Source organism: Pirellulaceae bacterium (genome assembly GCA_019636385.1).
Classification (GTDB): Bacteria; Planctomycetota; Planctomycetia; order Pirellulales; family Pirellulaceae; genus Aureliella.
In genome coordinates this window covers 669,171-692,923 of record JAHBXT010000001.1, presented here as the reverse complement: position 1 = coordinate 692,923, position 23,753 = coordinate 669,171, and the positions used below count along the sequence as shown (strand labels likewise).

Below are 23,753 nucleotides of genomic sequence, written 5' to 3'. Positions count from 1 at the left end.
TCGGGAATGGACGGATAGTGGACGCGTGGGAAACAGGGGAATGGAACAGGTGCCATTCTAATCTGCGCCTTTTCTATTCGACATCGGCCCATCACGTGTAGGGTGAATGGTGTGAGCGACGACTAATCGCCGGCTAGCTCCGGAAAGACTTCGTCATTCAGGTTCTGCCGCCCGACCAGGTTTTTGGTGCGAGTCAAAAAATCGGACTTGTAGTTGGCAATTTGCTGTTCGGTCATTTCCAACAATTCAGCCACCTCTTTGTTGCCCATACCGACCACGAATAACAGCTCGATGCACTTCAGTTTTGCCCAGTCGCCACGAGCCTTCCATTTTTCGATTTGGTCACTCAACGCGCTAACAATGGCCTGTTCCTCAAGTCGCTTGCGTTCGCCACTACGAGCGATGGTACTGGCGGGTCGAGCACCACTGGAGGCGATTTGCCATGGGGATGCGCTGCTGCCCGACGGACTATTGAGCGAAATGGTTGGCCGTCGCCCTTCGCGCCGCAAATGATCGGTCAACTTGTAGGCAGCGATCGAAAACAGGTAGCTCTCAAGAGATCGACCGCTGTCGTAGTTGGGCAGGCTATTGAGAAATCCAACAAATGTCTCTTGTACTACATCCTCGCTAGCCGCAGCATTGCGAATGCGCGACTCGACGAAGGCTTGTAGTCGACCTTCATAGCGGGCGATCAACTCCTCCCAGGCCTGCGATTCCCCCTGGCGAATACGCTGCACAAGCAATTGATCGGCGTCGAGCGTGGACATATCGTTTCAACTAATAGACCAGAAAATTACGGCTCGCCAAACCTGAAAATCTACTGGCGAATAGCGACACTTAAATGTCAATGGCTACAGTCTAGGTACTCGACAAATGATTGGCTAGTCGCCTCCCCTTGGCAGACTTGTAGGTGGCATGATACCCTTGGGAAATTTTATTTTGGACGGCCAAGGGCCGGTATTTAGAATGTTTCGCCCCGCTTGCCAGGACAGTTGACCAAGTGCCACGCAGAACCGACATCAAAAAAATCATGCTCATTGGCTCCGGGCCCATTGTGATTGGCCAGGCCTGCGAGTTCGACTATTCGGGCAGTCAGGCCTGCAAGGCTCTGCGTGAAGAGGGCTATGAGGTCGTGTTGGTTAACAGCAATCCGGCGACCATCATGACCGATCCTGGGATCGCCGATCGAACCTACATTGAGCCGCTGACTTGGGAGATCGTCGCCAAGATTATCGAGAAAGAGCGACCCGACGTGCTGCTGCCGACACTCGGTGGCCAGACCGGTCTGAATGTGGCTATGGATTTGCACAAGCATGGCGTGCTGGAGAAATTCCATGTCGAAATGATTGGTGCCAATCCACAGGTGATTGCCAAGGCTGAAGATCGTGACCAATTCAAAGTCGCCATGGAGAGCATCGGGCTAGAGGTCTGTAAAGGTGTCGTCGTGGGAACCATTGAGCAGGCCCGAGCGGCGCTCAAGGAAGTTGGCCTGCCATGTGTCGTTCGTCCGAGTTTTACCATGGGCGGCAGTGGCTCGGCCATCGCCTACAACCGTGACGACTTCGAATCCCTAGTACGCAACGGCCTGATCCAATCGCCCATTAGCGAAGTGCTGATTGAAGAGTCGATCATCGGTTGGAAAGAGTATGAGATGGAAGTGATGCGCGACATGGATGACAATGTCGTGATCATTTGCTCGATCGAAAACTTTGATCCAATGGGCGTGCACACCGGCGATTCGATCACTGTGGCTCCGGCGCAAACACTGACCGACAAAGAGTACCAGATCATGCGCGATGCCTCGCTGAAGGTCATACGCGAGATTGGTGTTGAAACCGGCGGCTCCAATATCCAGTTTGCGATTCACCCCACCACTGGGCGAATGATCGTAATTGAAATGAATCCGCGCGTCAGTCGTTCTAGCGCGCTGGCCAGCAAGGCTACCGGTTTTCCAATTGCTAAGATCGCTGCCAAGCTGGCAGTAGGCTATCGTCTGTGGGAGCTACCCAACGATATCACCAAGAAAACCAAAGCTTGTTTTGAGCCAACCATCGACTATGTGGTTACCAAAATCCCCCGATTTGCCTTTGAAAAATTCCCCGAAGCCGATTCAACGTTGATGACGCAGATGAAAAGCGTCGGCGAAACGATGGCCATCGGTCGTACGTTTAAACAGTCCTTTCAAAAGGCGCTGCGTGGTCTGGAGGTCGGTGCGTTCGGCTTTGGCTGTGACAACAAAGACTTGTGGGGAACGGCGGCACAACCAGACGATGACGAAATCCGCAGTAAACTAGCGCGGCCCAATCCTGATCGCGTGTGGTATTTGCGTTACGCGCTCAAGTACGGAATGAGCGTCGAAGAGATCTACCAAATCACCGCCATTGATCGCTGGTTCTTGGATCATTTGGCCGAGATTGTTCAGATGGAAGAGATGCTGCGCGAGTTAGGCAGCCTGTCGCGTATTACCGCCCAGCACATGCGGATGGCCAAGCAGTCGGGATTCTCCGATCGACAACTTGCCAACCTGCTCGGCAGCGATGAGCTGGAGGTCCGTCAGTGGCGTAAGGCGCACGGCATTGTCGCGACATTTAAAGCTGTTGACACCTGCGCTGCTGAATTTGAGGCTTATACGCCCTACTACTACAGTTCGTATGATGACGAAGATGAGTTGCCGCCCAAGCAGCCGGGAAACAAGCGAGTCATCATTCTGGGTGGCGGCCCCAATCGCATCGGCCAGGGAATCGAGTTCGATTATTGCTGCTGCCATGCCAGCTACGCGCTGAAAGAGCTGGGCATTCAGTCGATTATGGTTAACAGTAATCCTGAAACGGTTAGTACTGACTACGACACCAGCGATATGCTGTTCTTCGAGCCGCTGACGACCGAAGATGTGTTAAACATCTGTGATCGCGTGGGGCCCGATGGTGTCATCGTGCAGTTCGGCGGTCAGACACCGCTGAATCTGGCTCGCGCTCTGGCGTCGGCAGGCGTGCCAATCATTGGCACTAGTGTGGATACGATTGAAGAGGCCGAAGATCGCGAAAAATTTCAACAGTTGTTGCATCAACTAGGTCTAAAACAGCCGGCTAATGCAATCGCGCGCAACATGGCGCAAGCCCGCTCCGAGGCGCAAAAGGTAGGCTTCCCATCGCTGGTTCGGCCCAGCTTTGTGTTAGGTGGGCGAGCCATGGAAATCTGCTACGACACTGTGCAGTTCGAGCGCTATGTCGCCGAAGCTTTCGTCGTGGCCGAAGGACAGCCGGTGCTGATCGATCGGTTTCTGGAGGATGCGATCGAAGTGGACGTTGATGCGCTGTGCGATGGCGAAAATGTAGTGGTCATGGGCGTCATGGAGCACATCGAAGAGGCGGGAGTCCATTCGGGCGATTCCGCCTGCGTGATTCCGCCGTACAGTTTATCCGAGGAGGTCATCCACGAAATTCGCCAGGCGACTTGGGCGATGGCTAAGAAGCTGCGTGTGATTGGCCTGATGAACGTTCAGTACGCGATCAAAAGCGAAGATGGCCGCATGAACGTTTATGTTTTGGAGGTCAATCCGCGAGCCAGTCGGACCGTCCCGTTTGTGGCCAAAGCTACTGGGGTTCCCGTTGCCAAGCTGGCCGCAAAAGTCATGTGTGGTAAAAGCTTGCCCGAGTTAGGCATGATTGCCGAACCGGTGCCCAAGCATGTGTCGATCAAGGAAAGCGTGTTTCCTTTCCGCAAGTTCGCTGGCGTCGATATCGTCCTGGGGCCTGAAATGCGCAGTACTGGCGAAGTCATGGGCATCAGTGAAGATTTTGCGTTGGCCTTTGCCAAAAGTCAGTTATCGGCTGGCGTGCTGCTGCCCACCCAGGGCAACATCTTCGTCAGTTTGAATTCGCGACATCGGCATCGGCTGGCTCCGATGGTTCGCAGGCTTAGTCAATTGGGCTTTACCCTGTTGGCCACTTCCGGAACTGCGGCGGAAATTGAAGCTGCCGGCATTCCGGTGACTCGTGTCAAGAAGATCGCCGAAGGCTCGCCAAATTTGATAGATTACTTGAAAAATGAAGATGTGTCGCTGATTATGAATACCCCCAGCGGAAAGGGGGCTCGCACTGATGAAGGTCGTATCCGGGCTGCAGCCGTTCAGTATGGCGTGCCGTGCATCACCACAATTGCCGCCGCTCAGGCCGCCATCACCGCCATGGAGGCGCTGCGCGAAGGGGAATTAACCGTCGAGTCCTTGCAGGAGCGGTTTGTCCAGTCCTGACCGAGTATAATCGTGGCTCACACGCTTACGCTCAGCACCTCATTCATCGTTCTCTAGAAAATCAGTCACTGGAGCTTACGCCATGAACGTTCATCGTCGCCAACTGTTGCAGACCACCGCCGTGATTGCCGCCGCTTCCGGCCTAGCCGCGCCGCTACGCGCACAGGACAAAAAGCCATGGTTTGAGATTTCGCTGGCCCAATGGTCGTTGCACCGCCAGTTTTTTGGGCGCCCCGGCTTTGCCAAACTGGATCCGCTGGACTTTGCTGTAATCGCCAAGCGCGACTTCGGAATTAATGCCATCGAGTACGTCAATCAGTTCTACAAAGACGTCGTCAAGCAGCCCGACTATCTCGCGGAGTTGAAGAAGCGCGCCGCCGACCAGGGAGTAGCTGGAATTTTGATCATGTGCGACGGCGAAGGAAACCTCGGCGATCCAGACATCAAACGACGAGTCACGGCTGTTCGTAATCACATCAAATGGCTGGAGTGGGCAAAAGAACTTGGTTGCCATTCCATTCGCGTTAACGCTGCGTCGGATGGTAAGCTCAGCTTCCAAGAGCAACAGCAATTAGCAGCCGACGGTTTGCGACGCCTTTGTGAAATCGGCGATACGTACGATCTGAACGTGATCGTGGAAAACCATGGTGGTCTGTCGAGTCATGGTGGCTGGTTGCGTGGCGTCATGGAGCTGGTCAATCACCCGCGAGTTGGCACGTTGCCGGACTTCGGCAACTTCCGAGTACGTGGTGGTGCAGTTGGACTGGAGTATGATCGCTACCTGGGCGTGCACGAATTGATGCCGTTTGCCAAAGGAGTCAGCGCCAAATCGCATGACTTTGACTCTGAAGGCAATGAAATCCACACCGACTACAAGAAGATGCTGAAGATTGTTCACGAGAGCGGCTTCCGAGGCCACGTGGGCATCGAATATGAAGGCAACGTCGATTCCTACCAAGGTATTCGTGCCACCAAAGCCCTGCTGGAGAAAGTCCGCGACCAAGCTTCCTAGGCACCCACAGTTGGCGGTCAATCAACTTGGCGAGTATCGTTTGACTGCGATTGTTGGCGTCGGATTTCGTACAGTAATATCCCCGTGGCGACGGCCGCATTGAGTGAGGTGACCCGGCCCAGCATGGGTACGCAAACTCGATGATCGCTCATGGCCAGCAGATTGGGATGGATGCCGTGCGCTTCACTTCCCACGATCAGTGTCGTTAATTCCTGTAGCTCAGTCTTCCAAATCCTGGTGGTGGCATTGGAGTCCGCTGCTACAACCTGAGATCCCAACTGCTTGACCAGCCGAACTGCTTCGATCAAATCGTCGGTGCGCGCAATTGGAACGTAGTTCACGGCTCCTGACGAAGATCTCGCCACATGCGGCGTCACTTCCGCCTGGCACTTGTCGCTCACAATCACTCCGAAAGCGGCTGCGCCATCACAACACCGCAAGATGGCCCCGAAGTTAAACGCATCTTGAATTCGATCACATACCACAACCAGCGGCGGCAAGCTGACTCGCAGATGCTGTCCTGAAGTGTCGCCGGGCGTCATGCTGTTAATCGCAGTGCGTAAATCTGACAGTAATTGCTTCATCGTGAGATACGGAAACGGACCCAGCCTTGCCACGATGCTTTGGTGTTCGCTGGAGCGAACCAACTGCTCCAGTCGATTTGCCGATACGATTGCGATTGGCACAGCCTGTTGGCCTTGCGCTTGCAAGAGTTCCGCAGTTGGTTCGAAGGCTTCTTGGGTTGTGAAAACTTCCAGAATTGGCCATTTCCCTGCCCGAATTGTTTCGGTGACCGCATGATGTCCCCACAGCCAGCTGCGTTGGTGACTACCGCTAAAGGACCGTTTGCTCGGCTTCTTATCAGATTGTCCTGGCATCAGTGGCTCTTGTACATCTCGGGTTGAGTGAGCAGTCTGGTTCGGGCGCTCACTTTATTGTCCGCAGATTGTAGCACAATGAACGCGCCAACCAGCGTATTGATCTGAGCGTGTACCATACCTGTGGCGACGGTACTCGTCACGGTTCAGCTCGAAAATGTGCCGCGCGCCGCCGGTAGGTTACGTCTGGCTGTCAGGCAGCTTACTGCGTCGCTAGTGATTAGAACTCAGCATTTTGTATCAGCCAGATGCTATCTAAACCCATTCAGGCGGCGATTCTCTACGTATCAGCATCGCCAACGGCGAATTGCCTCAATCTCGCGATGCCTATTTCGGCGTCGCCCTGAACTCTGCTAAATGTTAAAATCGGGGGCTGAGGATGGTATGAGCTTGCTGGATGGTACACGGTTTACTTGATCGTTGAACGTGAAAGGTCCTGAGCGAGCGTTTCTTGACACAACAAAATAAGGATACTGAGATGTTGCGGAGCGGCCTGTTTGCAATTTGGGCCTTAGGCTGGTTGGTTGTCTTGAGCAGCACGAGGAGTGCTTCGGCCGAACAGCCTGCAGCAGGTTCAATGTGCTCGATCGAGAGACTTCAGTCGGTGCTACAGAGCATCGATCCGTATCAGCCTCAACAAGTCGTATCGGGCAAGTTGGCGTTATTCGGGTCCAGCACCATGGACGGAATGGCTCACGCCTGGGTCGATCAGTTTCGTCAGTTTCATGCGGACGCCGTGATTGAAGTTTCGTCGATTGGCGAAAGCCAGGCGGTCGAGCGGATTTGTTCAGAGCCTAGCAGCATGTGGCTAGTCTCGCGACCGGTCACGCCTGCCGAATTGGAATCGCTAAAATCCAAAGGTATGCGACGACCGATTGCCCTTGAGGTGGCTCGACAGGCCTTGGGCATTTTCGTGCATCAATCCAATCCAGTGACTTCAATTTCTGGAGAGCAGATGCGATCCATCTTCACAGATGAATCGACTGGGACGCCCACCTGGAAGCTGTTGGGTGCCACCGGGGCGCTTGCCGACCAACCGATTCGCATCATCTCACGAACTGAAGATTCGGGCACGCACAAGTATCTCAAAGAAAGTGTGTTTCGCTCCAACCTGCGCGAGGGGCTGCCGGTCGCGTCCAACGCGGAGATCGTAGACGTCATCAAGACAGACCCATTGGCCATCGGCATCTGCGGATTGAAGTGTGGCTACAATGAAGCCCGTGCATTGAGCCTACAAGCTGGCGGCAACACGATTCCCAGCGACGAGATGGCGATTCTGTCCGGACAATATCCGCTGGTCAGACCACTGTCCATTGTGCTGGACTTGGGGCAGGCTCAAAACAAACTGGCGATCGAATTTGTACGCTACGTGCTCAGCCAAAGTGGTCAGGCAGAAAACGTGCTGGCCGGCTATTTCCCGGTCGATCTGCCGCTGATTCGTGCCGAGCTGGCTCAATTAGCTTCCACGGCAGTTCGCTAGAATAGACTTTAGTTGCGAGCAATCACAACCCGGTGCGATGTACGTGATCAACCTCTTCATCCCCTAAAACAAAGCCTAATTGTCATTCGATCCTCAACCCCATCGCAACTAGGAAGCCGCTGTACCATGAACACCATGCACTGTTCGCGTCGAGTTTTGTTTTCGGCAATATCATCCGGGCCTGGGATGTTGAATAGCGGGCACCGGTGGCTAATGGGGTTGTGGGTTGCGGTGTGGCTGGGGACCGGTTTGACTCAAGCGCAGGATCGCTGGAATCCTGACGGTGGGCGTGACCGCTTTGGGACAGGCAGTCAAGCCTGGCCGGGCGGCAGTTGGATGCAGGGGCCTGGCGGAAACCAAGAATGGACGCTGGGAGTGCGCGGCGATAGTACAGATACAGGCTTCATGGTTCGGCAAGTCACGACCTCCGGCGCTGCTGATCGTGCACGAATTCAAGCGGGCGACACGATTATTGCAGTGGAAGGCTATCAGGTTGGCATGGTCTCGGGACGACTATACGATCTTACTCAAGAGATCAATCGTCGTGCCGATGCCTCGGGTGCCGTGCGGCTATTACTGCAAGATGGACAAACGGGGCGTCTGGCAACCGTCCGCGTGCAATTGGACGATCATTCTCATCGCTTAACTGGAACGCTCGTCTCTCGTAGGCCACTGCCGCCCGATGCGACAGTCACCGTGCAGATCGAGAATCTGACCCGACGCCAGTGGACGGTTCGTAACGGCCAACAGACCTTCTCCGCCGCCAACCAGCAGTCGATTCCGTTTCAAATAAGCTATGATCCGACGTATGTATTCGATCAAGACTTATATGAGGTGCGAGCCTTTGTCTCGTCGGGAGGTCGCAACATTATGTATACTCCTCAGGCGGCCCGTGTGTTGACTCAAGGCAACCCGAAAAATGTTCAACTGCAATTGGAAGATGTGTCGCGTGTCACGGCCTACCCCAGTGGTGGAACTACGGGTACCTATACCGATTACAACCAGATCGACCAGGAGGTCACTCGAATTTATCAGCGGTACGTCGGCCGTCAGCCATCGGCAGCCGAATTGGCAGCTGCGCGCATCCTAGGTAATGATCTGCGCAGCGTCGTCGAATCGCTGCCACTGAAGCTGATGGCTTCAGACGAATACTTTGACTTGGCCCGGCATGATCGCGACTTTTGGCTGCGAAATGTATTTGGCGTGATTGTGGGGCGCGAGCCGACGGCCGTCGAAGTAACTCAGTGGAAACAACGCTTCACCGAGCTGCGTGATTCTCGCACCGAACTGCTGCGGCAACTCTACGCCCAGTCGCGTTAGTCCTCAGGCTGGATCCAGGAAGTGCACCGTGTCGTCACCAGAATCACCGTCGTCTCCGATCTCCCCGTCGTCATCGATTACGCAGTCTAGTCCAGTAACGCTAGCCGAAGCCCAACGGCGAGTGAACGATTGGATCAGCACCGTGGGCGTACGATACTTCTCCGAGTTGACCAATTTGGCGCAACTGGTCGAAGAGGTCGGCGAACTCGCACGCATTATCTCGCGGCAATTCGGCGAGCAAAGTTTCAAGGGTGACGAGGCCCAGCGATGTAGCTTAGCCGACGAAATGGCGGATGTTCTGTTCGTGCTGATTTGCCTGGCTAATCAAACGGGAGTTGATTTGACGGAGGCCTTCGAGCAGAATCTGTCCAAGAAGACAAACCGCGACAGCCAGCGACACCAATCCAATCGCAAGTTGCAATCATAGCGGGTCGTCATATCTTGGGAGATTGAGCTACATGAGCCTGACCATTATGCGGCGCATTAAATTTTGCGCCGGCCACCGCCTGTACCAACACGGCGGTAAATGCGAACATTTTCACGGTCACAACTATATTGCCGATTTTTTTGTGACTGGCCAGGCAGTTGACTCGGTGGGTCGCGTGCTCGATTTTGCGGACTTAAAAGCCCGCACGAAGGGCTGGATCGACGAGAACTGGGATCACAGCTTCTTGGTTTACGAACAAGATGCAAACGCTATTGCTGCTTTGGAGCTAGTGCAGCCCAAACGCCTGTTCCTAATGCCCTACAATCCAACTGCGGAGAATATGGCGCGGTATCTGCTGGAAGTTGTCAGTCCACAGATACTTCAGTCCAGTGGCGCACGAGCTGTACGTGTCCGCATTTGGGAAACGGATGAATCATTTGCGGAAGCTGCTCTGGAACCCGAAAGCTAAGAAGCCTTCAACGTCGAACAAGTTGCAGAGCTGTTGGAGGTTTGGTTCCATGGCATTCGCGCCAGAATCATGCCCATGCCGCAGGTATCCGTCACTCCGGCAAATACCAGACCAGCTCCCACAAACGCGGCCAAGCCAAGAAAAGCCGGATGAATGAAGCTCAAACCACAGCCGACCAGAACCAACGAGCCGGCGGCGATGCGCACTTGACGTTCAAGCGATATCGCTTTTTGGCCGCGAACAACAGGTAACCCGGCTTGCTCACAAGCCAGCGTTCCGCCTTCGACGTTGATGATATTTTGCCCGCCAGCAGCCAATATTTTTTGGCACGCTTGGCGACCGCGCCCGCCCGACTGGCAAATGACGTACAGCGCCTGCTGGCCATCGCGATATTGAGCAACAAGTCTTGCTGCGTCCAATTGATCCAACGGTACGTTGCGAGCACAACTGACATGCAGTTCTTGATATTCGACCGGAGTGCGCACATCAATCAAATCGAATTGCGTGCCTGATTTGATAAGACTGGCTAGTTGTTGCGGAGTTATGGTAGTTGTCATAGAACTTTCTTCCTCTAGGCAAACCGCTGTTCAATACAACGCATGAAATTAGCCAAATGCGGCTCGACGACACGGTAGTACACATTGCGTCCCGCTCTGTCGCTGGACAAAAAACCACAGCGCTGCATCAGCCGCAAGTGCTCGGACGTCATCGCCTGGGGCAACTTGCAACTGGCTGCCAGTTCCCCCACCGTATATTGACCTTGCAGCAGCATTTGGATCATGCGCAGCCGATGTGGATGAGCCAGTACCTTCAAGCATTCGGCAGCCTTGCCAAGCGCTTCAATGCTGATCAACTTCGTCTGTTTGGTTTTGGTCATCGACTGCTCCCAATGTGCAAATATATCGGAAGCTTCCGATATGGCAACTAAATAAATTAGCTCAAATATCGGGACTACCAAGGTGAGGGCGGACTATGGCTTTTCCTCTCGCGTTGTCGCCACCGGCAATTCTTTCCGAGCCTGTAGCAATGCAATTCTGGTATACTGGACGCAAGGTATGATTTGACTTTGGCTCGAACCAGTGGACCGACGAGATGATGTGCGGACAACCAGACTTTAGAAACCAGCGGCTCGGCAAATGGCTGCTGGCTGCAATTCTAATGCTAGCCAGTTCGATCTCAGCCAGTCTCTCCCCCGCTTACTCGCAGCAGGCATCGCAGGCTAAGGATGCCATAGGCAGGCAAGCGACTACCGCCCAGCCCGATATAGGGGAATTGGATGCTGCCCGCGAGCAGTCCGAAGACGACTTCAGCGAAACCGGCGATGCGTTAGATGCCAAGTCGCTGCTGAAAGCCAAGTCATCGTACATGGGTCGAAAAATTGCGCCGACAATGGGTTACGCCCATGCGGGCTGGCTAATTCGGTCTGAGCGTCAGCAAGAGGAAGACCCGCAGCAGGCTCTCGAACAACTGCAATTGAGAGCCGGCATGGTGGTGTGCGATATGGGCTGTGGTAACGGGTTTTACTCGTTGGAAATGGCCAAACGCATCCTGCCAGGTGGACGTGTGCTGGCGGTAGACATTCAGCAGGAAATGCTGCACTTGCTTCACTTGCGTGCCGAGCAGGAGCAGGTCCAGAACATCGAGACAATCTTAGGTGGTGTAGTCGATCCGCAATTACCTGCAGATGCCATCGACTTGTTGCTGATGGTGGACGTTTATCACGAATTTTCGCATCCGCAGCAAATGCTGACTGCGATTCGCCAGAGTCTCAAGCCGACCGGACGTATCGCGCTGCTGGAGTTTCGCGCCGAAGACCCGCAAGTTCCGATCTTGCCGCTGCACAAGATGACCAAGCGGCAAATCATGCGCGAGTTCACCGCCAATGGATTCCGATTGGTCGAACAGTACGACAAACTGCCTTGGCAGCACATGATGTTCTTCCAGCGCGATCCCGATTGGCAACCACCCCAGACTGGCCCGAAAGTCGATCGCTAGCCGGCTAATTGTGGAATGGGCAAGCGAATGATAAACGCGGTGCCAGTGCCGACCTTGGTCTCGACGCGAATTTTGCCGCCGTGCGCTTCTACAATTTGCTTGCAGGCGGCCAGACCCAATCCGCTACCGCCTTTGCCTGACGCATCCGGCCCGGCTTTGGTGCTGAAGAATGGATCAAAGATTTTTGGCAACACTTCGGCAGGGATGCCAGAGCCGCTATCGCGCACGGTCAGCCAAACTTCGCCACTACTGGTCGGTTGTTTCAGAGTCACCCGTACCCAGCCCCCCTCAGTTGTGGCTTGTCGAGCGTTGGTCAGGACATTGATCAGGACTCGCTGTATTTCATTGCCCTGGCCCATGATGTCCGGAACCTCTTCAAGCTGAAGCTCCAATTGCACACGGTATCGACGGAACTCGCGCTCCAAGAGCAGCACGGTATCTTCGATAACTTGCTTGAGGCAGGTTGGCTCCAACGCGCCGCTGCGATTGCGGGCCAGTGCCAGAATGCTGCCGGTCAGGCGGCTGGCTTTGGTGGCTGCATCGTGGATGCGTTGCAACGCTTTGTCACGCGAGGCTTGGTCTTGGTGGCGCAGACCGAGCTTGGCGTAGTTCAAGATCGTCATTAGCAGATTGTTGAATTCGTGGGTCGTCGTCCCAGTCAATTCGCCCAAAGTGGCCATCCGCCGAGCGTGATCCAGCTGCTCGTTGAGCGCTTGAACCGTGGCGGTTAGTGCTGCGATCTTGAGTTCAGCATCGGATTGGGCAGCAGCAGTTGCGGAAACTGGAATGGTTGGAAAGCTGCCTGTGTATTCCGTTGCCGATTGCATTGCGGTCCCTATCGAGTGGAAAAGCCGAGTGTAAACCTAGATATCGTCCGAAGGAGCTGGCAAAATGCACTCTGTCCACCACCGCCTGCCAAGGCTTGCCGCACAGCCCTACCCGCCCAAATCTGCGCCTCCAAAGCAAATTCGCAGTCCACCCAGAATTCGCTAAAGCTCTTCACGAATGCCAGCAATAGAGGTAGATTTTCTTGCAGCGGTATTGCAATATGTCAGCAGGTGCGCCTGCTGGTGCTACCGGGGAAAGACATGCTACGGGATCTGGAAAGACTACTTCGCCTGGACGAACCGGTCTTCGCAATGCAGCTTGAGGTGTCGGTTGGCTAGTCGCTGTGTATCGCTGATTTGTTTGACGATGGCCGTGGGCTGGCACGACGGTGTCTGCTGCTCTAGCTTGCTGGCTGACGAAGTGGAGTTCTTCGAGCGCAAGATTCGCCCGGCGTTGATTGAACATTGCTACAGTTGCCACAGCGATCAGGCTTCAAAAGTTAAAGGCGGCTTGCGCCTGGATTTGAAGAGCGGTTGGCAGCAGGGTGGCGAATCGGGGCAGGCGGTGATTGTTCCAGGTAAACCCGAGCAGAGCTTGCTGATACAAGCCGTGCGACACGAAGGCAACGTGTCGCCGATGCCGCCCGATCAGAGCCAATTGCCCGATGCAATTATCGCTGATCTGACGACGTGGATTCAACAGGGCGCGCATGACCCACGACATGGCGAGATAACTGACCAAGGACGTCTAGCGACTTGGGAAGACGTATTCCGTCAGCGCGTGCAGTGGTGGAGCTTGCAGCCACTGGTTTCGACACAGGTCCCCAAGGTAACAGACACCAGCGATACGGAACGCCACGCAAATACTTTGAATTGGCCGCGCACCCCAGTAGATAGCTTCATTCTAGACAAGCTGAGAGAGCAGAGTTTACAACCCGTTGGCGAGGCAGACCGGTACGCACTGGTGCGACGGTTGAGTTTTGCGCTAACTGGCTTACCTCCAGATGCTGCCTTGGTCCAGCAGTTTTTTTCGGACGATTCTCCGCAAGCATATCAGCGACTGGTGGACCGACTGCTCGATAGTCCTCACTTCGGCGAGCGCTGGGCGCGACATTGGATGGATGTAGTGCACTACGCAGATACGCATGGCTACGAGTGGGATGTGCCAGCTAAGAACGCATGGCGCTTTCGAGACTATTTGATTCGCGCCTTCAATGATGATCTGCCCTATCGCGATCTAGTGATTGAACAAATCGCTGGTGACTTGATCGCCCCGCGCGTCGACACGCTGTCGGGAGTGAATCAGGCGCTGATCGGGCCAATGATGTTGCGGTTGGGCGAGCGGCGACACGGCGACAACGCGGCGGCGGAAGGCGTCACCCAAGAGGCCGTCGCCAATATGATCGATACGCTGGGTAAGGCATTTCTGGGGACAACATTGGCCTGCGCCCAGTGCCATGATCACAAGCTGGATGCCGTCGAACAACGCGACTATTACTCGCTGGCAGGCATGCTCATGAGCACTCGTTACAGCGCCCGACCGATCAATACCAGTGACGACAATCTCGCTACGATTGAACAATTGCGAGACATCAAAGAACAACTCCGAGCCGAACTGGCTGGGCGGTGGCTTGAGGCAACCGCGCCCGAGCAGTTAGAAGCGTTTCGCGGTCAGTTGCAAGCCGCCAAGTGTAGTTCGACATCGGAGACTCTGCCCGCTTCAATTGCCGAGTTTTGGCAGCGATCAACTGCGTCAGCCATCACGATTGAGCAATTTTTTCAAGAGCGACAAAGGCGAATCGTCGCCAATCAAGGTCGGCTCAAGCTGGTGGCAGATTTTTCGCGCGCAGGTGACGTGGCGGGTTGGCGATGGGAGGGCTGGGGCATGCGGCATGGCTTGGTCGCCGACGGCGAACTGGTTGTGGCGGATCAGGGGGATCAGGCGCTGTTGCACGTACTGCCGGCCGGCCGGTTTTCGCACGTCTGGTCACAGCGACTGGCCGGCAGCCTGCAGAGCCCACAACTGGATACAACTAAGCCCTTCACGCTGTCACTGGAAATGATAGCCGGAAAGTTCTCTTCGCTGTCATTCATCATTGACCGGGCATTGAATTCCGAACGATTACAGTTTCCTCAATTGCCCATTGCTCAATGGAAGACTTTGACCGCTGGCAACTTTGATACCTTGGAGGGCTCTATCGACAATGTGCCGCGCCGCGTGTATCTAGAGTTGGCTACCAAGTCGCTCAATAACTATTTTCCACCACGAGTAGGTTATGGTGGATTAATTGAAGAGGAGATCCATGATGAGCGTAGCTGGTTTGGTGTCTCGCGAGTCTACGAACATCCCGCCGGACATCCTCCGGAGGACGAGCTAGCGAGATTTGTGCCTCTGTTCCAAGAATTCTCGCAAGAAGCCGATTGGTCGGTGCGACTGGCGAGCTTGTTGCGCGCGGCCATCGAGCGTTGGCAGCAGCGGCAATGCAGTTCGGCAGATGTAGAACTGCTCAACGATGCCCTGCATTCAAAATTGCTGCCCAATGACATTCCATCCGGTTCTGAAGTCGAGCGCTTGGTAAACGCATATCGAACGATCGAGCGGCGCATCGAACCCGATAAAACGGTTGGTTCGGCAGCAGACTGGCCAGAAGGCAGCGACGATCGGTTGGCGGTTCGGGGCGACTACACCGCGCTGAGCGACGTAGTGCCGCGCGGTCGCCTACGGTTTCTTCCGGAACCTCAGTCGCCAGATTCATCAGCCAGTGGCAGACTGGCCTGGGCAGAGCTCATCACCGACGATGCGAATCCCTTGTTGGCACGAGTTTACGTCAATCGCGTGTGGCACTATCTGTTTGGAACCGGGTTGGTGCGAACACCGGACGATTTCGGACACCTTGGCGAATTGCCCAGCCATCCCGAACTCTTAGATTACTTGGCCCAGGAATTCATCGCTAACGGCTGGTCGACCAAGCGGTTGATTCGGTTGCTGGTCACGTCAGCGGTTTGGCGACAAAGCAGCGTGCCCGTTTCGAGATCGCTGGTCGTCGATCCTGAGAACCGCTGGTGGCATCATTATCCCATGCGGCGACTGGAAGCAGAGGCCATTCGCGATTCTCTGCTGGCAGTTTCAGGACGTTTGGATCCGATGCAGTACGGTGCTCCCGTTCATCCCTTCCGGACTGCAGAAGATAAGATGAAGCGTTTGTTTCAGGGGCCAGTCGACGGTCTGGGGCGACGCAGTATCTATCTGGAAATGACGCTCATGGAACCACCGCGCTTCTTAGCGCTTTTCAACCAGCCCATACCCAAGTTCACCGTTGGGCGCCGCGACGTTTCAAACGTCCCCGATCAAGCGCTGGCGCTACTGAATGATCCGTTTGTCTTGGAAATGGCGCGCTGTTGGAGCCAGCACTTAATGAACGACAAGGCAACTTCGGCAGTGCAACGTGCTGCAAACATGCTGCAGACGGCTCTGTGGCGATCGGTCAGTCCAGATGAAGTCGGGGCGGTGGTGCAATTGGTCCGCCGTAGCGCCGACTTGCGAGCAACGTCATCTGATATCCTTCTTCAATCCGACGCCTGGCAGGACGCCGCACACGCTATTTTTAATCTTAAGGAGTTTGTATATTTGCGGTAGAGCTGTTGATAGTCAGACGCAAACGGATACTGATTGCCCCGCGCAGCAGCGGGATTGGGGTTGGCCCTTGAGCAAAGAACGTTGATAGAAAGGTATTGGCAAATGCAGCGATGGCTGGGGCGGGGCAGAATGACATGGCCACAGTGTCCGGGACACGCTGCCCCGTGTGCTTCTCGCCGCGAGTTCTTGCAGCAATCCTCTCTGGGGTTTGGCTGGTTGGCCTGGTTGGGACTGTCGTGTAGCACACAGCAAGCAATCTCGCGAGAGAGCACGGTCCTAAATCCCCAACAGCAGCCCATGGGCAGCAGGCATTCCATGGACAGTACCTTGCATCATGCGCCTCGCGCCAAGCGAGTCATCTTTCTGTTTATGGATGGCGGCGTGTCGCAAGTGGACTCGTTTGATCCCAAACCGGAGTTGACTCGGTTGAGCGGGCAACCCGCTCAGTGGCGTTCCGATCCGCTCTCGCAAGCAGTCAGCGCTGGACGGAAGTGGCTGGGCAGTCCTTGGCAGTTCGACAGGTATGGTCAGTCTGGACTGTGGGTCAGCGAACTGTTTCCATACGCAGCCAGAGTGGCCGATGATTTGTGCGTCGTTCGGTCGCTGGTTGGCCAATCACCGTTGCATGGTGCCCAGTCGCTCTTGCTACACACCGGTCGTTCGGTGGCGGCAGCACCGAGCATAGGATCGTGGGTGTCGTACGGATTAGGCCGCGTGTGTGATGAGTTGCCCAGTTATGTGCTACTCAATAACGACTGGATTCCCAACGGTGGCTTTCAGAATTTCGCCAGCTCGTTCTTGCCGGCCACGCATCAAGCGGCTTTGGTTCGGGCGCGCGGAGTGCCGGTGGACAACATCCAATCCAGCGACAGGTCAGATATTCAGCAAGCTAAGCTAGAGTTCTTGCAACACCAAGATCGTCGATTTGCAGCCAGACAAGCAGCCAAGGAGATCGAAGCGGCCATCAGCATCTATGAAACGGCGGCGCTGATGCAGACCCGTGTACCACAAGTCTGCGATGTCGCTGATGAAACTGCCGAGACATTAGCGTTGTATGGCGTCGATCGTTCCGATCCTCACGATCAGCTATATGCTCTGCAATGCTTGCGAGCTCGTAGGATGGCAGAGTCGGGAGTGCGGTTTATTGAGGTGACCTGCCCCAATACGCACGGCAACAATTCTCCCTGGGATCAGCACGGCGACTTAAAGCTGCGGCATGCCGAGAATGCACGCATCACCGATCAACCGGTAGCTGCGCTATTAGTCGATCTCAAGCGACGTGGGCTGTTGGATGATACGCTGGTGGTATGGGCTGGCGAGATGGGGCGTACGCCGCACAGTTCAGGAACCGACGGACGAGATCACCATGTCAGCGGCTATACAATTTGGCTAGCCGGCGGCGGTATACGTGGCGGTATGACATTTGGCGAGACCGACGAACTGGGCATGAGCGCCATCGAAAATCGCTTGGACATTCACGATATCCATGCCACAATCTTGCATTTACTAGGACTGGACCACGAGCGACTGACGTTCCGCTTTGGTGGCCGCGATATGCGATTAACCGACGTACATGGCCGGGTTATCAAGCAGATCATGAGTTAGTTACTTACAATGTGGGTTCTAGTGATGGAATTTTTTATGCGTTTGGATTTAACCATGCGATATTGGCCAATTCTGCGTGGGGTAGGGCTAGGGTTGCTCATCGCGCACCTGACATCGACTGGCAAGCAGTTAGCCGCTCAACAAGATCCTGATACATCGGCCTGGACGCTCTTGTTCAATGGTCACGATCTACACGGCTGGGTGCCAGTCAACGTCGCGCCGGATACATTCTCGGCACGCGACGGCATGATCGTCTCGACCGGTAAGCCGACAGGCGTGATGCGCACTGAGAAAATGTACGAGAACTTTATCGTCGAACTCCAGTGGAGACATATGCAGCCCGGCGGAAACGCAGGACTGTTTTTGTGGGGAGATGGCCTTCCGGCTCCAGGCATTCCGTTTAGTCGTGGAATCGAAGTGCAGATTCTGGACAACGCGTTCAATATTCCCGGCAAGAATCAGTGGTACACAACACATGGCGACCTGTTTCCCATTCATGGTGCCAAGATGACGCCCAGGGGACGAGTAGCCAAGAGCGGCACTCGCAGTTTTCCCAGCCACGAGTTCAGCAAGAGTTCGCCGGAATGGAATCACTATCGTGTCGTTGCCAATCATGGATGCGTGACGCTGTCAGTCAATGGCCAGCAGGTAACGGAAGGCATCGCGTGTTGGCCACGCAAAGGCTACATCTGCTTGGAGTCGGAAGGTTCCGAATGCCATTTCCGCGACATTCGTATTCAGGAATTGCCGTCGACCGGAGTGTCCGATGCAGACACCGCACGAGCTGCCGACGGTTGGTTGCCGCTGTTTACCGGAATAAACCTGGATAACTGGATTGTGCCAGAGGGTGATGGGGGACATTGGCGCGTAGTCGACGAAGTGATCGACTACGATGCGCTCAGCGAAGCCCCAGGCGACAAGTCGTTGTGGTCAGCACGCGAATACAATGACTTTCAACTAATCGTCGATTGGCGCATCAAGGAAGCCCCGTTTGTCAATTCCCAGGTTCCACAGATTCTGTCCGACGGCAGCGAAGCGGTCGACGCGCAAGGACAACCGGTGCTACTGAGTCTGGCCGATGCCGATTCTGGGATTTTTTTGCGTGGCCAAGGCACGTATCAAGTCAATATTTGGTGTTGGCCTATCGGATCGGGTGAAATGTACGGCGTGCGCCGCGATCCAAAGATGCCACCGGAAGTTCGAGCTGCGGTAACACCCAAGGTCAAAGCTGATCATCCGATTGGCCAATGGAATCGCTTTGAAATCACAGTGTTAGGCAGGTCAGTCAGTGTAATCTTAAACGACACGACAGTCATCGACAAAGCGTTCATTCCCGACATGCCGCCTCGCGGGCGCATCGCTCTGCAGCACCACGGAAGCCAGCAGGACGGACAATGGACCAGTTCGCCGTCGCTCGTGCAGTTCCGCAATATCATGATCAAAGAGCTGTAGTCCAATTGTCTGGACAAGTTTCAGCCAGCGTGAATTGAGCACTGGTAGAGTGCCGGAAAGTCACAAAGCTGCACAGTCGATTGATGCCAAGCTCTGTTTGTGCCGTGGGAGGGGGACATCGCAAACCACCTCATTGCCGTTAAGAGGTCTTTGCTGCTGTTCGTTCTTTAAGTTCTACCACACAGTTTTAACCAGCTTGCTTGTCCGAGCCTACAACTTGGAGGTTCAACCGAGTTTAGCTTTCCGTGTACAACCGGTACAGTGCTTGCGTGCCAAGGTTTTCCCAACCCATGCCGACGACTCGTTCGTATTGCCGCTGTGCTTCTTGCATTCCAGGCAGCTCCAGTCCCAGTTGGGCAGCGCTTTCCAGGGCGATGCCAATATCCTTCAAGATATGTTTGACGTAAAAACCGGGTTGAAAATTACCTTGCAACGCCCGTGGAGCCAAGTTGGTCATTGCCCAGCTGCCTGCTGCGCCGCCGGCGACACAGGCTTGGACGGCAGCAGCATCCAAACCAGCTCGATCAGCATAAGCCAGCGCCTCACACCACGCCAACATGCCGATTGCTCCGGCGATTTGATTGGCCAGCTTGCAGTGTTGGCCAGAACCGGCAGGGCCCAGCAGTGCGATGTGCTGGCCCATCAATTCGAACAGGGGCTTAGCTCGCTCGAATGCCGCCTGCACACCGCCCACCATGATCACCAACCGTGCTTCGCGCGCACCGATATCGCCTCCCGAAACCGGTGCGTCCAGAGCCATCAAATCTCGCCGCTGGGCAGCTTGAGCGATCTGTTGAGCCAATCGAGGACTAGAGGTCGTCATATCGATCAGCAAAGCGCCGGGGCGAGCGTGCGCCACAATTCCGTTTGACCCCAAATAAGCAGCTTGTACGTCGTCTGGAAAACCTAGCATGGTAATCACGACGTCAGCCGCCCCAGCCGCTGGCGCAAAGCCATCATGCCAGCGAGCGCCAGCTTCGACGAGTGTGTTGGCCTTGTGGCGAGTTCGGTTATAGACGTGCAGTCGATGTCCGGCTCGCAGTAGGTGTCCAGCCATGCTGGCTCCCATTACTCCAGTTCCAATAAAAGCAATGTCACACGGCTGCATATTGCAAATCCTCCTGCAGACAAATAGGCCTAGGATTGTGGGTTGCATTATTGTGCACAATCTGCACTCTTTGGGGACATCTCACGCGGTTGCTAGACTCGATTGTGACGAGTTTGTGAAGGCTGCGGTCAGTCATGACCAGTCCGGCAAGGCCACGATCGCCTGCGTTGGCGAGCAAATAAGAGCTGTCGAATCCATGAATGCCGATAATCCCTGTCAATTGCCGTCGTTGCGCTTGGCGCAAGCCCAAGCCACTTGGCTTAGCTCCGCGCGGTCACGACTATTGCGCGCGGCTGATATACACCGAGCTCGCCACATATTAGATTTGGGCTGTGGCTGGGGGGGCACTTCAATCGAATTGGCTCGACGCAGCGCAGCGACCGTCATTGGTCTGGATCACCAGCCAACAGCCATCGCGTATGCTCAGTCGCAGACCCCTTCCGAACTACAAGGTCGATTGTCCTATTGTCTGGCCAGCGCGCATCAAATTCCACTCCCCGATGACTCTGTGGACGTGGTCTTTACGCAATGTTCCCTGTTGTGGATCAAAGACGTTCGGCGAGTGCTGGGCGAGTGCCAGCGGGTACTAGCGTCAGGCGGTCGAATGGCGATGATCGAGCCGGACTATGGCGGGCTGATGGAGCACCCACCGCAAATTGCCGCTCGCGATTTGTGGATGGAAGCACTCGCCGAGCGCGGTGCCGACCCATTGGTTGGAAGACAATTGCTCAGCTACTGCACCGCTGCCGGCCTGAGCTGCCAAGCATATCTGTTGGACCGCTACCTGCATCCACAAGCCGAGTACCTGAAGTTCTTAGGCGAACTGCCACTGGCCGACACACAGCGCGACGAATTGAATCGGATTCAAGCAGCCACGCAACAACGGTCCTCCGAACAATTGACGGTACACTTGCCTTACTGGCTAGTCATTGCTGTAAAGCAAACATAATCAGATTGATGCCCAGTCGCGCTGCATCTTCGCGCACGTAACCTTTGCATTGCAATGAATGGCGACTCTCTAGCGCGCAGCTCATGTCCAGCGGTGAAAACGCAACCACGATCCGTCCATCCGCATAACCGACCTCGATCACGGGCGCGATTTTGCGTGTGGTAGCCGATATTTGTCCAGCGCTATCGCGGTTGGGATCGATGATCGATAATTGCCGAATGTCGAAACCGTGATATTGTTCCGTCAGCAGCGGGTGCTGGATATCCAGCGGTTTGAGCGCTTGACCCAGAATCGTCTGCATCTGCGCGCGGAAGCTGTCGCCAAATGCTTCGTCGCCGCAGATTGCATTGCAAATCAGAAATCCACCAGCTTGAAAATGCTGCCGCAACGCTTCTCGTTCCTGAGCCGACAGCTCCAACTTGCCGCGACCATGCATGAAGACAACGGGGTTGCGAGCTAGCTCATCCGCTTCAATCGGAATCAATCGCTTCCGACTACTCATCGGAAACGGAATCTCTTGATTCAGCCACTGGATCAACGTCTTTACGGCGCGCGGTGCATCGTCGGCGCCTGCCGAGTGCATTAAGATGGGCAGTTCAAACAGTCCGCGTTGGCTGGGGTTTTTGTTGACTACCTCTTCGAGAATGCTGACCGAATCCAGTTTGTCCTTCAACTCCTTGCCTGTCGCGTAGGTCAACACGTTCAGGCCGATCTTGGTGGCAGTATCCAAGTCACTTTGCACGCGTGTACCGTAGTCTGGGCGATTCCCGTAAGGCAGGTTCAGCTCCCAGCGGCAAGATAAACTGTACGGCACGAACACGACGCCCAATCGACAACAGGTCTGAACACCATACAACCAAGCGTCTGGCGGCAAATCCTGTGGCGCGATGCGAGCTTGGCAGCTCCAAACTGGATGATCGGGGGGCAGTTTCTCCAACGGCTGTTCAAACAGTTCAACAACGAGTTGCTGGACATACTTTTCAAATTCTTCACCACGACAACCATTACCGTGGCAGGCCTCGAAGAACAGAAAGCCCCCTTGCTCTTGGACATAGCGTTTGAGCAGTAGCTTTTCCTCGCGACTGAAATGGGGTGCTGCTGTTCCTGAAATCAGCAGCACTGGCGCTTCCAGCAGATCCTGCATGGTGGCTCGTTGCAATCGCACGGTCTGCCAAGTTAAATCGCGCTTCCAAGCCTGTTCACAGTGGCCCACGAGATTCTGAGTTGATTGTGGGTGATGATTCCAATCCAATCCAGGATCGAACTGCAAGCGATTGAGTACGACCTGGCGTTTGCCTTTGGACAGGAACAGCAGACCAAACGCTATCTCGCTGGCGCTGTTGCCAAGCGTCTTGGTTCCAAAGTTTCCCGATTCGTCTTGCCGTTTGATGAGCGCGTGAGCGCCCTCACGATACCAGTCCACTTGTCGGCCCTCACGGCCGATTAAAAAACGTCGGCCTGCCAGGCGTCCTGCCCGCTCCAGAGCGTACATGTAGTACAGATAGTGTGCATCTGATCCACCGGCGTTGGTGTGCGGGTTGAAATTCTGTCCGAGCCAAGCCAGGGCTGCTTCGATGCGTGCTTGATTCTGGAGCGGATCCTGACCGCAGCAGCGAATCTGATCGGCCACCGACGCTTCAAACTGATCGGCCTGTGCTCCCACAATAACTAGCGAAGCCACACCGGCCGAGGTCATGCTGGCAGATGGGGCGCCACCAGAGATATACGCAAAGCCGCCGTCACGACCTTGCGCTCGCATCCAATAACTGCGCGCTGCATCGAAGCACTTCTTCATCTCTGCCACATCGGGACGAATGCCGACTCGTTGTGCTTCGTGCAACGCCAGCAGTGCGAACTGAGCGTTTGATGGGTCCGACATGGCTCCGGCACCCGTCGTGTAACTCCACCCACCATCGGACGATTGTGCTTTGACCAACCACCGGACGTTGCGTTGAATCAATTGCGCATAGCGATTGGGATTGGCAGCACATAGTGCCATCGTTTGCAACGAGACGGTGTAAACCTTTTCCAATTCGCGTTGACTCACATAGCCCAGAGCGCGCTGGATGGCGGGTGCGTCGGGACTCAGCCCAGCACTCAGCAAAGCCAGCGTGGCCAAGCCGGAGACGCCGTACGGATATTCGTTCAGCTCTGGCCAACCGCCGTCGTCGCGCTGTTGGCTGATGAGCAGATCTCTGGCGCGATCAATACACCGCTGGACTTGGGCCGGTGTCGGCTCGGTCTGGGCGCAGGCCGTGCCACAGAGCGTTACAAGCGTTAGAATGATTAAGCTTACGGAGACAATGCCCAGCGACCGCTGCATAATGGTCTTCCTGCCATAG

At 55.2% G+C, this 23,753-nt stretch carries 18 protein-coding genes; 11 read left to right on the top strand and 7 right to left on the bottom strand.

Annotation, left to right across the window (positions count from 1 at the left end):
* Positions 1 to 122 precede the first annotated feature (122 nt).
* Entirely contained in the window at positions 123 to 767 is a 645-nt protein-coding gene (locus tag KF752_02690; GenBank protein ID MBX3420443.1) for an RNA polymerase sigma factor, read from the bottom strand.
* 233 nt (positions 768 to 1,000) lie between these two features.
* On the opposite strand from KF752_02690, the gene carB reads away from it, so the two are divergent.
* Both carB and KF752_02680 read left to right on the top strand, forming a co-directional pair.
* Positions 1,001 to 4,252 carry a carbamoyl-phosphate synthase large subunit gene (gene carB, locus KF752_02685; GenBank protein ID MBX3420442.1) on the top strand — a complete coding sequence of 1,084 codons (3,252 nt, stop codon included), beginning with the start codon at positions 1,001 to 1,003 and terminating at the stop codon, positions 4,250 to 4,252.
* An 82-nt stretch (positions 4,253 to 4,334) separates the two neighbouring features.
* Positions 4,335 to 5,264, top strand: a complete 930-nt coding sequence (locus tag KF752_02680; GenBank protein MBX3420441.1) for a sugar phosphate isomerase/epimerase — start codon at positions 4,335 to 4,337, stop codon at positions 5,262 to 5,264.
* Between the two features lie 17 nt (positions 5,265 to 5,281).
* Here the strand turns inward: KF752_02680 and rlmB are convergent, their stop codons facing one another.
* The gene (gene rlmB / locus KF752_02675) at positions 5,282 to 6,142 is read right to left on the bottom strand and encodes a 23S rRNA (guanosine(2251)-2'-O)-methyltransferase RlmB (GenBank protein ID MBX3420440.1); all 861 of its coding nucleotides are present in this window, start codon (positions 6,140 to 6,142) and stop codon (positions 5,282 to 5,284) included.
* A gap of 451 nt (positions 6,143 to 6,593) precedes the next feature.
* Here rlmB and KF752_02670 point away from each other — a divergent pair, with 451 nt between their 5' ends.
* The 4 genes from KF752_02670 to KF752_02655 all read left to right on the top strand — a co-directional run bounded on the left by KF752_02670 (position 6,594) and on the right by KF752_02655 (position 9,838).
* Complete coding sequence (locus KF752_02670; protein MBX3420439.1) at positions 6,594 to 7,622, top strand: substrate-binding domain-containing protein; 1,029 nt, start codon at positions 6,594 to 6,596, stop codon at positions 7,620 to 7,622.
* A gap of 126 nt (positions 7,623 to 7,748) precedes the next feature.
* Positions 7,749 to 8,942 (top strand): YbaY family lipoprotein, encoded by a 1,194-nt coding sequence (locus tag KF752_02665; protein ID MBX3420438.1) that lies wholly within the window; start codon positions 7,749 to 7,751, stop codon positions 8,940 to 8,942.
* 58 nt (positions 8,943 to 9,000) lie between these two features.
* Positions 9,001 to 9,369 (top strand): nucleotide pyrophosphohydrolase, encoded by a 369-nt coding sequence (locus KF752_02660; GenBank protein MBX3420437.1) that lies wholly within the window; start codon positions 9,001 to 9,003, stop codon positions 9,367 to 9,369.
* Positions 9,370 to 9,415: 46 nt separating this feature from the next.
* Positions 9,416 to 9,838, top strand: a complete 423-nt coding sequence (locus KF752_02655) for a 6-carboxytetrahydropterin synthase (GenBank protein ID MBX3420436.1) — start codon at positions 9,416 to 9,418, stop codon at positions 9,836 to 9,838.
* Here the strand turns inward: KF752_02655 and KF752_02650 are convergent.
* Together KF752_02650 and KF752_02645 are read right to left on the bottom strand one after the other, a co-directional pair.
* Complete coding sequence (locus KF752_02650; protein MBX3420435.1) at positions 9,835 to 10,395, bottom strand: rhodanese-like domain-containing protein; 561 nt, start codon at positions 10,393 to 10,395, stop codon at positions 9,835 to 9,837. The two genes, KF752_02655 and KF752_02650, sit on opposite strands and share 4 nt — an antisense overlap.
* Positions 10,396 to 10,409: 14 nt before the next feature.
* Positions 10,410 to 10,715, bottom strand: a complete 306-nt coding sequence (locus KF752_02645) for a winged helix-turn-helix transcriptional regulator (protein ID MBX3420434.1) — start codon at positions 10,713 to 10,715, stop codon at positions 10,410 to 10,412.
* A 281-nt stretch (positions 10,716 to 10,996) separates the two neighbouring features.
* Here KF752_02645 and KF752_02640 point away from each other — a divergent pair, with 281 nt between their 5' ends.
* Positions 10,997 to 11,833, top strand: coding sequence for a class I SAM-dependent methyltransferase (locus KF752_02640; protein MBX3420433.1), 837 nt, complete (start codon positions 10,997 to 10,999; stop codon positions 11,831 to 11,833).
* Here the strand turns inward: KF752_02640 and KF752_02635 are convergent.
* Positions 11,830 to 12,621, bottom strand: a complete 792-nt coding sequence (locus KF752_02635; GenBank protein MBX3420432.1) for a HAMP domain-containing histidine kinase — start codon at positions 12,619 to 12,621, stop codon at positions 11,830 to 11,832. The two genes, KF752_02640 and KF752_02635, sit on opposite strands and share 4 nt — an antisense overlap.
* A gap of 370 nt (positions 12,622 to 12,991) precedes the next feature.
* Between KF752_02635 and KF752_02630 the strand changes: the two genes are divergently transcribed.
* The 3 genes from KF752_02630 to KF752_02620 all read left to right on the top strand — a co-directional run bounded on the left by KF752_02630 (position 12,992) and on the right by KF752_02620 (position 19,354).
* Positions 12,992 to 16,297: a PSD1 domain-containing protein gene (locus tag KF752_02630; protein ID MBX3420431.1), complete on the top strand. Its 3,306-nt coding sequence runs from the start codon at positions 12,992 to 12,994 to the stop codon at positions 16,295 to 16,297.
* Between the two features lie 129 nt (positions 16,298 to 16,426).
* Complete coding sequence (locus KF752_02625) at positions 16,427 to 17,902, top strand: DUF1501 domain-containing protein (GenBank protein ID MBX3420430.1); 1,476 nt, start codon at positions 16,427 to 16,429, stop codon at positions 17,900 to 17,902.
* A gap of 36 nt (positions 17,903 to 17,938) precedes the next feature.
* Positions 17,939 to 19,354 (top strand): DUF1080 domain-containing protein, encoded by a 1,416-nt coding sequence (locus tag KF752_02620; protein MBX3420429.1) that lies wholly within the window; start codon positions 17,939 to 17,941, stop codon positions 19,352 to 19,354.
* Between the two features lie 235 nt (positions 19,355 to 19,589).
* Here KF752_02620 and KF752_02615 read toward each other — a convergent pair whose 3' ends face one another.
* Positions 19,590 to 20,462 carry an NAD(P)-dependent oxidoreductase gene (locus KF752_02615; GenBank protein ID MBX3420428.1) on the bottom strand — a complete coding sequence of 291 codons (873 nt, stop codon included), beginning with the start codon at positions 20,460 to 20,462 and terminating at the stop codon, positions 19,590 to 19,592.
* Positions 20,463 to 20,658: 196 nt separating this feature from the next.
* Here KF752_02615 and KF752_02610 point away from each other — a divergent pair, with 196 nt between their 5' ends.
* Positions 20,659 to 21,411 carry a methyltransferase domain-containing protein gene (locus KF752_02610; GenBank protein MBX3420427.1) on the top strand — a complete coding sequence of 251 codons (753 nt, stop codon included), beginning with the start codon at positions 20,659 to 20,661 and terminating at the stop codon, positions 21,409 to 21,411.
* Here the strand turns inward: KF752_02610 and KF752_02605 are convergent.
* Complete coding sequence (locus KF752_02605; protein MBX3420426.1) at positions 21,389 to 23,734, bottom strand: DUF4159 domain-containing protein; 2,346 nt, start codon at positions 23,732 to 23,734, stop codon at positions 21,389 to 21,391. The genes KF752_02610 and KF752_02605 overlap by 23 nt on opposite strands.
* Positions 23,735 to 23,753: the final 19 nt, after the last annotated feature.

What these genes read in the sequence shown, in the direction of transcription:
- KF752_02650 (MBX3420435.1), bottom strand. Translation starts at nt 10,395, where the DNA reads ATGACAACTACCATAACTCCGCAACAACTAGCCAGTCTTATCAAATCA.
- KF752_02645 (MBX3420434.1), bottom strand. Translation starts at nt 10,715, where the DNA reads ATGACCAAAACCAAACAGACGAAGTTGATCAGCATTGAAGCGCTTGGC.
- KF752_02680 (MBX3420441.1), top strand. Translation starts at nt 4,335, where the DNA reads ATGAACGTTCATCGTCGCCAACTGTTGCAGACCACCGCCGTGATTGCC.
- KF752_02640 (MBX3420433.1), top strand. Translation starts at nt 10,997, where the DNA reads ATGCTAGCCAGTTCGATCTCAGCCAGTCTCTCCCCCGCTTACTCGCAG.
- rlmB (MBX3420440.1), bottom strand. Translation starts at nt 6,142, where the DNA reads ATGCCAGGACAATCTGATAAGAAGCCGAGCAAACGGTCCTTTAGCGGT.
- KF752_02605 (MBX3420426.1), bottom strand. Translation starts at nt 23,734, where the DNA reads ATGCAGCGGTCGCTGGGCATTGTCTCCGTAAGCTTAATCATTCTAACG.
- KF752_02615 (MBX3420428.1), bottom strand. Translation starts at nt 20,462, where the DNA reads ATGCAGCCGTGTGACATTGCTTTTATTGGAACTGGAGTAATGGGAGCC.
- KF752_02620 (MBX3420429.1), top strand. Translation starts at nt 17,939, where the DNA reads ATGCGTTTGGATTTAACCATGCGATATTGGCCAATTCTGCGTGGGGTA.
- KF752_02665 (MBX3420438.1), top strand. Translation starts at nt 7,749, where the DNA reads ATGAACACCATGCACTGTTCGCGTCGAGTTTTGTTTTCGGCAATATCA.
- KF752_02625 (MBX3420430.1), top strand. Translation starts at nt 16,427, where the DNA reads ATGACATGGCCACAGTGTCCGGGACACGCTGCCCCGTGTGCTTCTCGC.
- KF752_02610 (MBX3420427.1), top strand. Translation starts at nt 20,659, where the DNA reads ATGAATGCCGATAATCCCTGTCAATTGCCGTCGTTGCGCTTGGCGCAA.
- KF752_02655 (MBX3420436.1), top strand. Translation starts at nt 9,416, where the DNA reads ATGCGGCGCATTAAATTTTGCGCCGGCCACCGCCTGTACCAACACGGC.
- KF752_02690 (MBX3420443.1), bottom strand. Translation starts at nt 767, where the DNA reads ATGTCCACGCTCGACGCCGATCAATTGCTTGTGCAGCGTATTCGCCAG.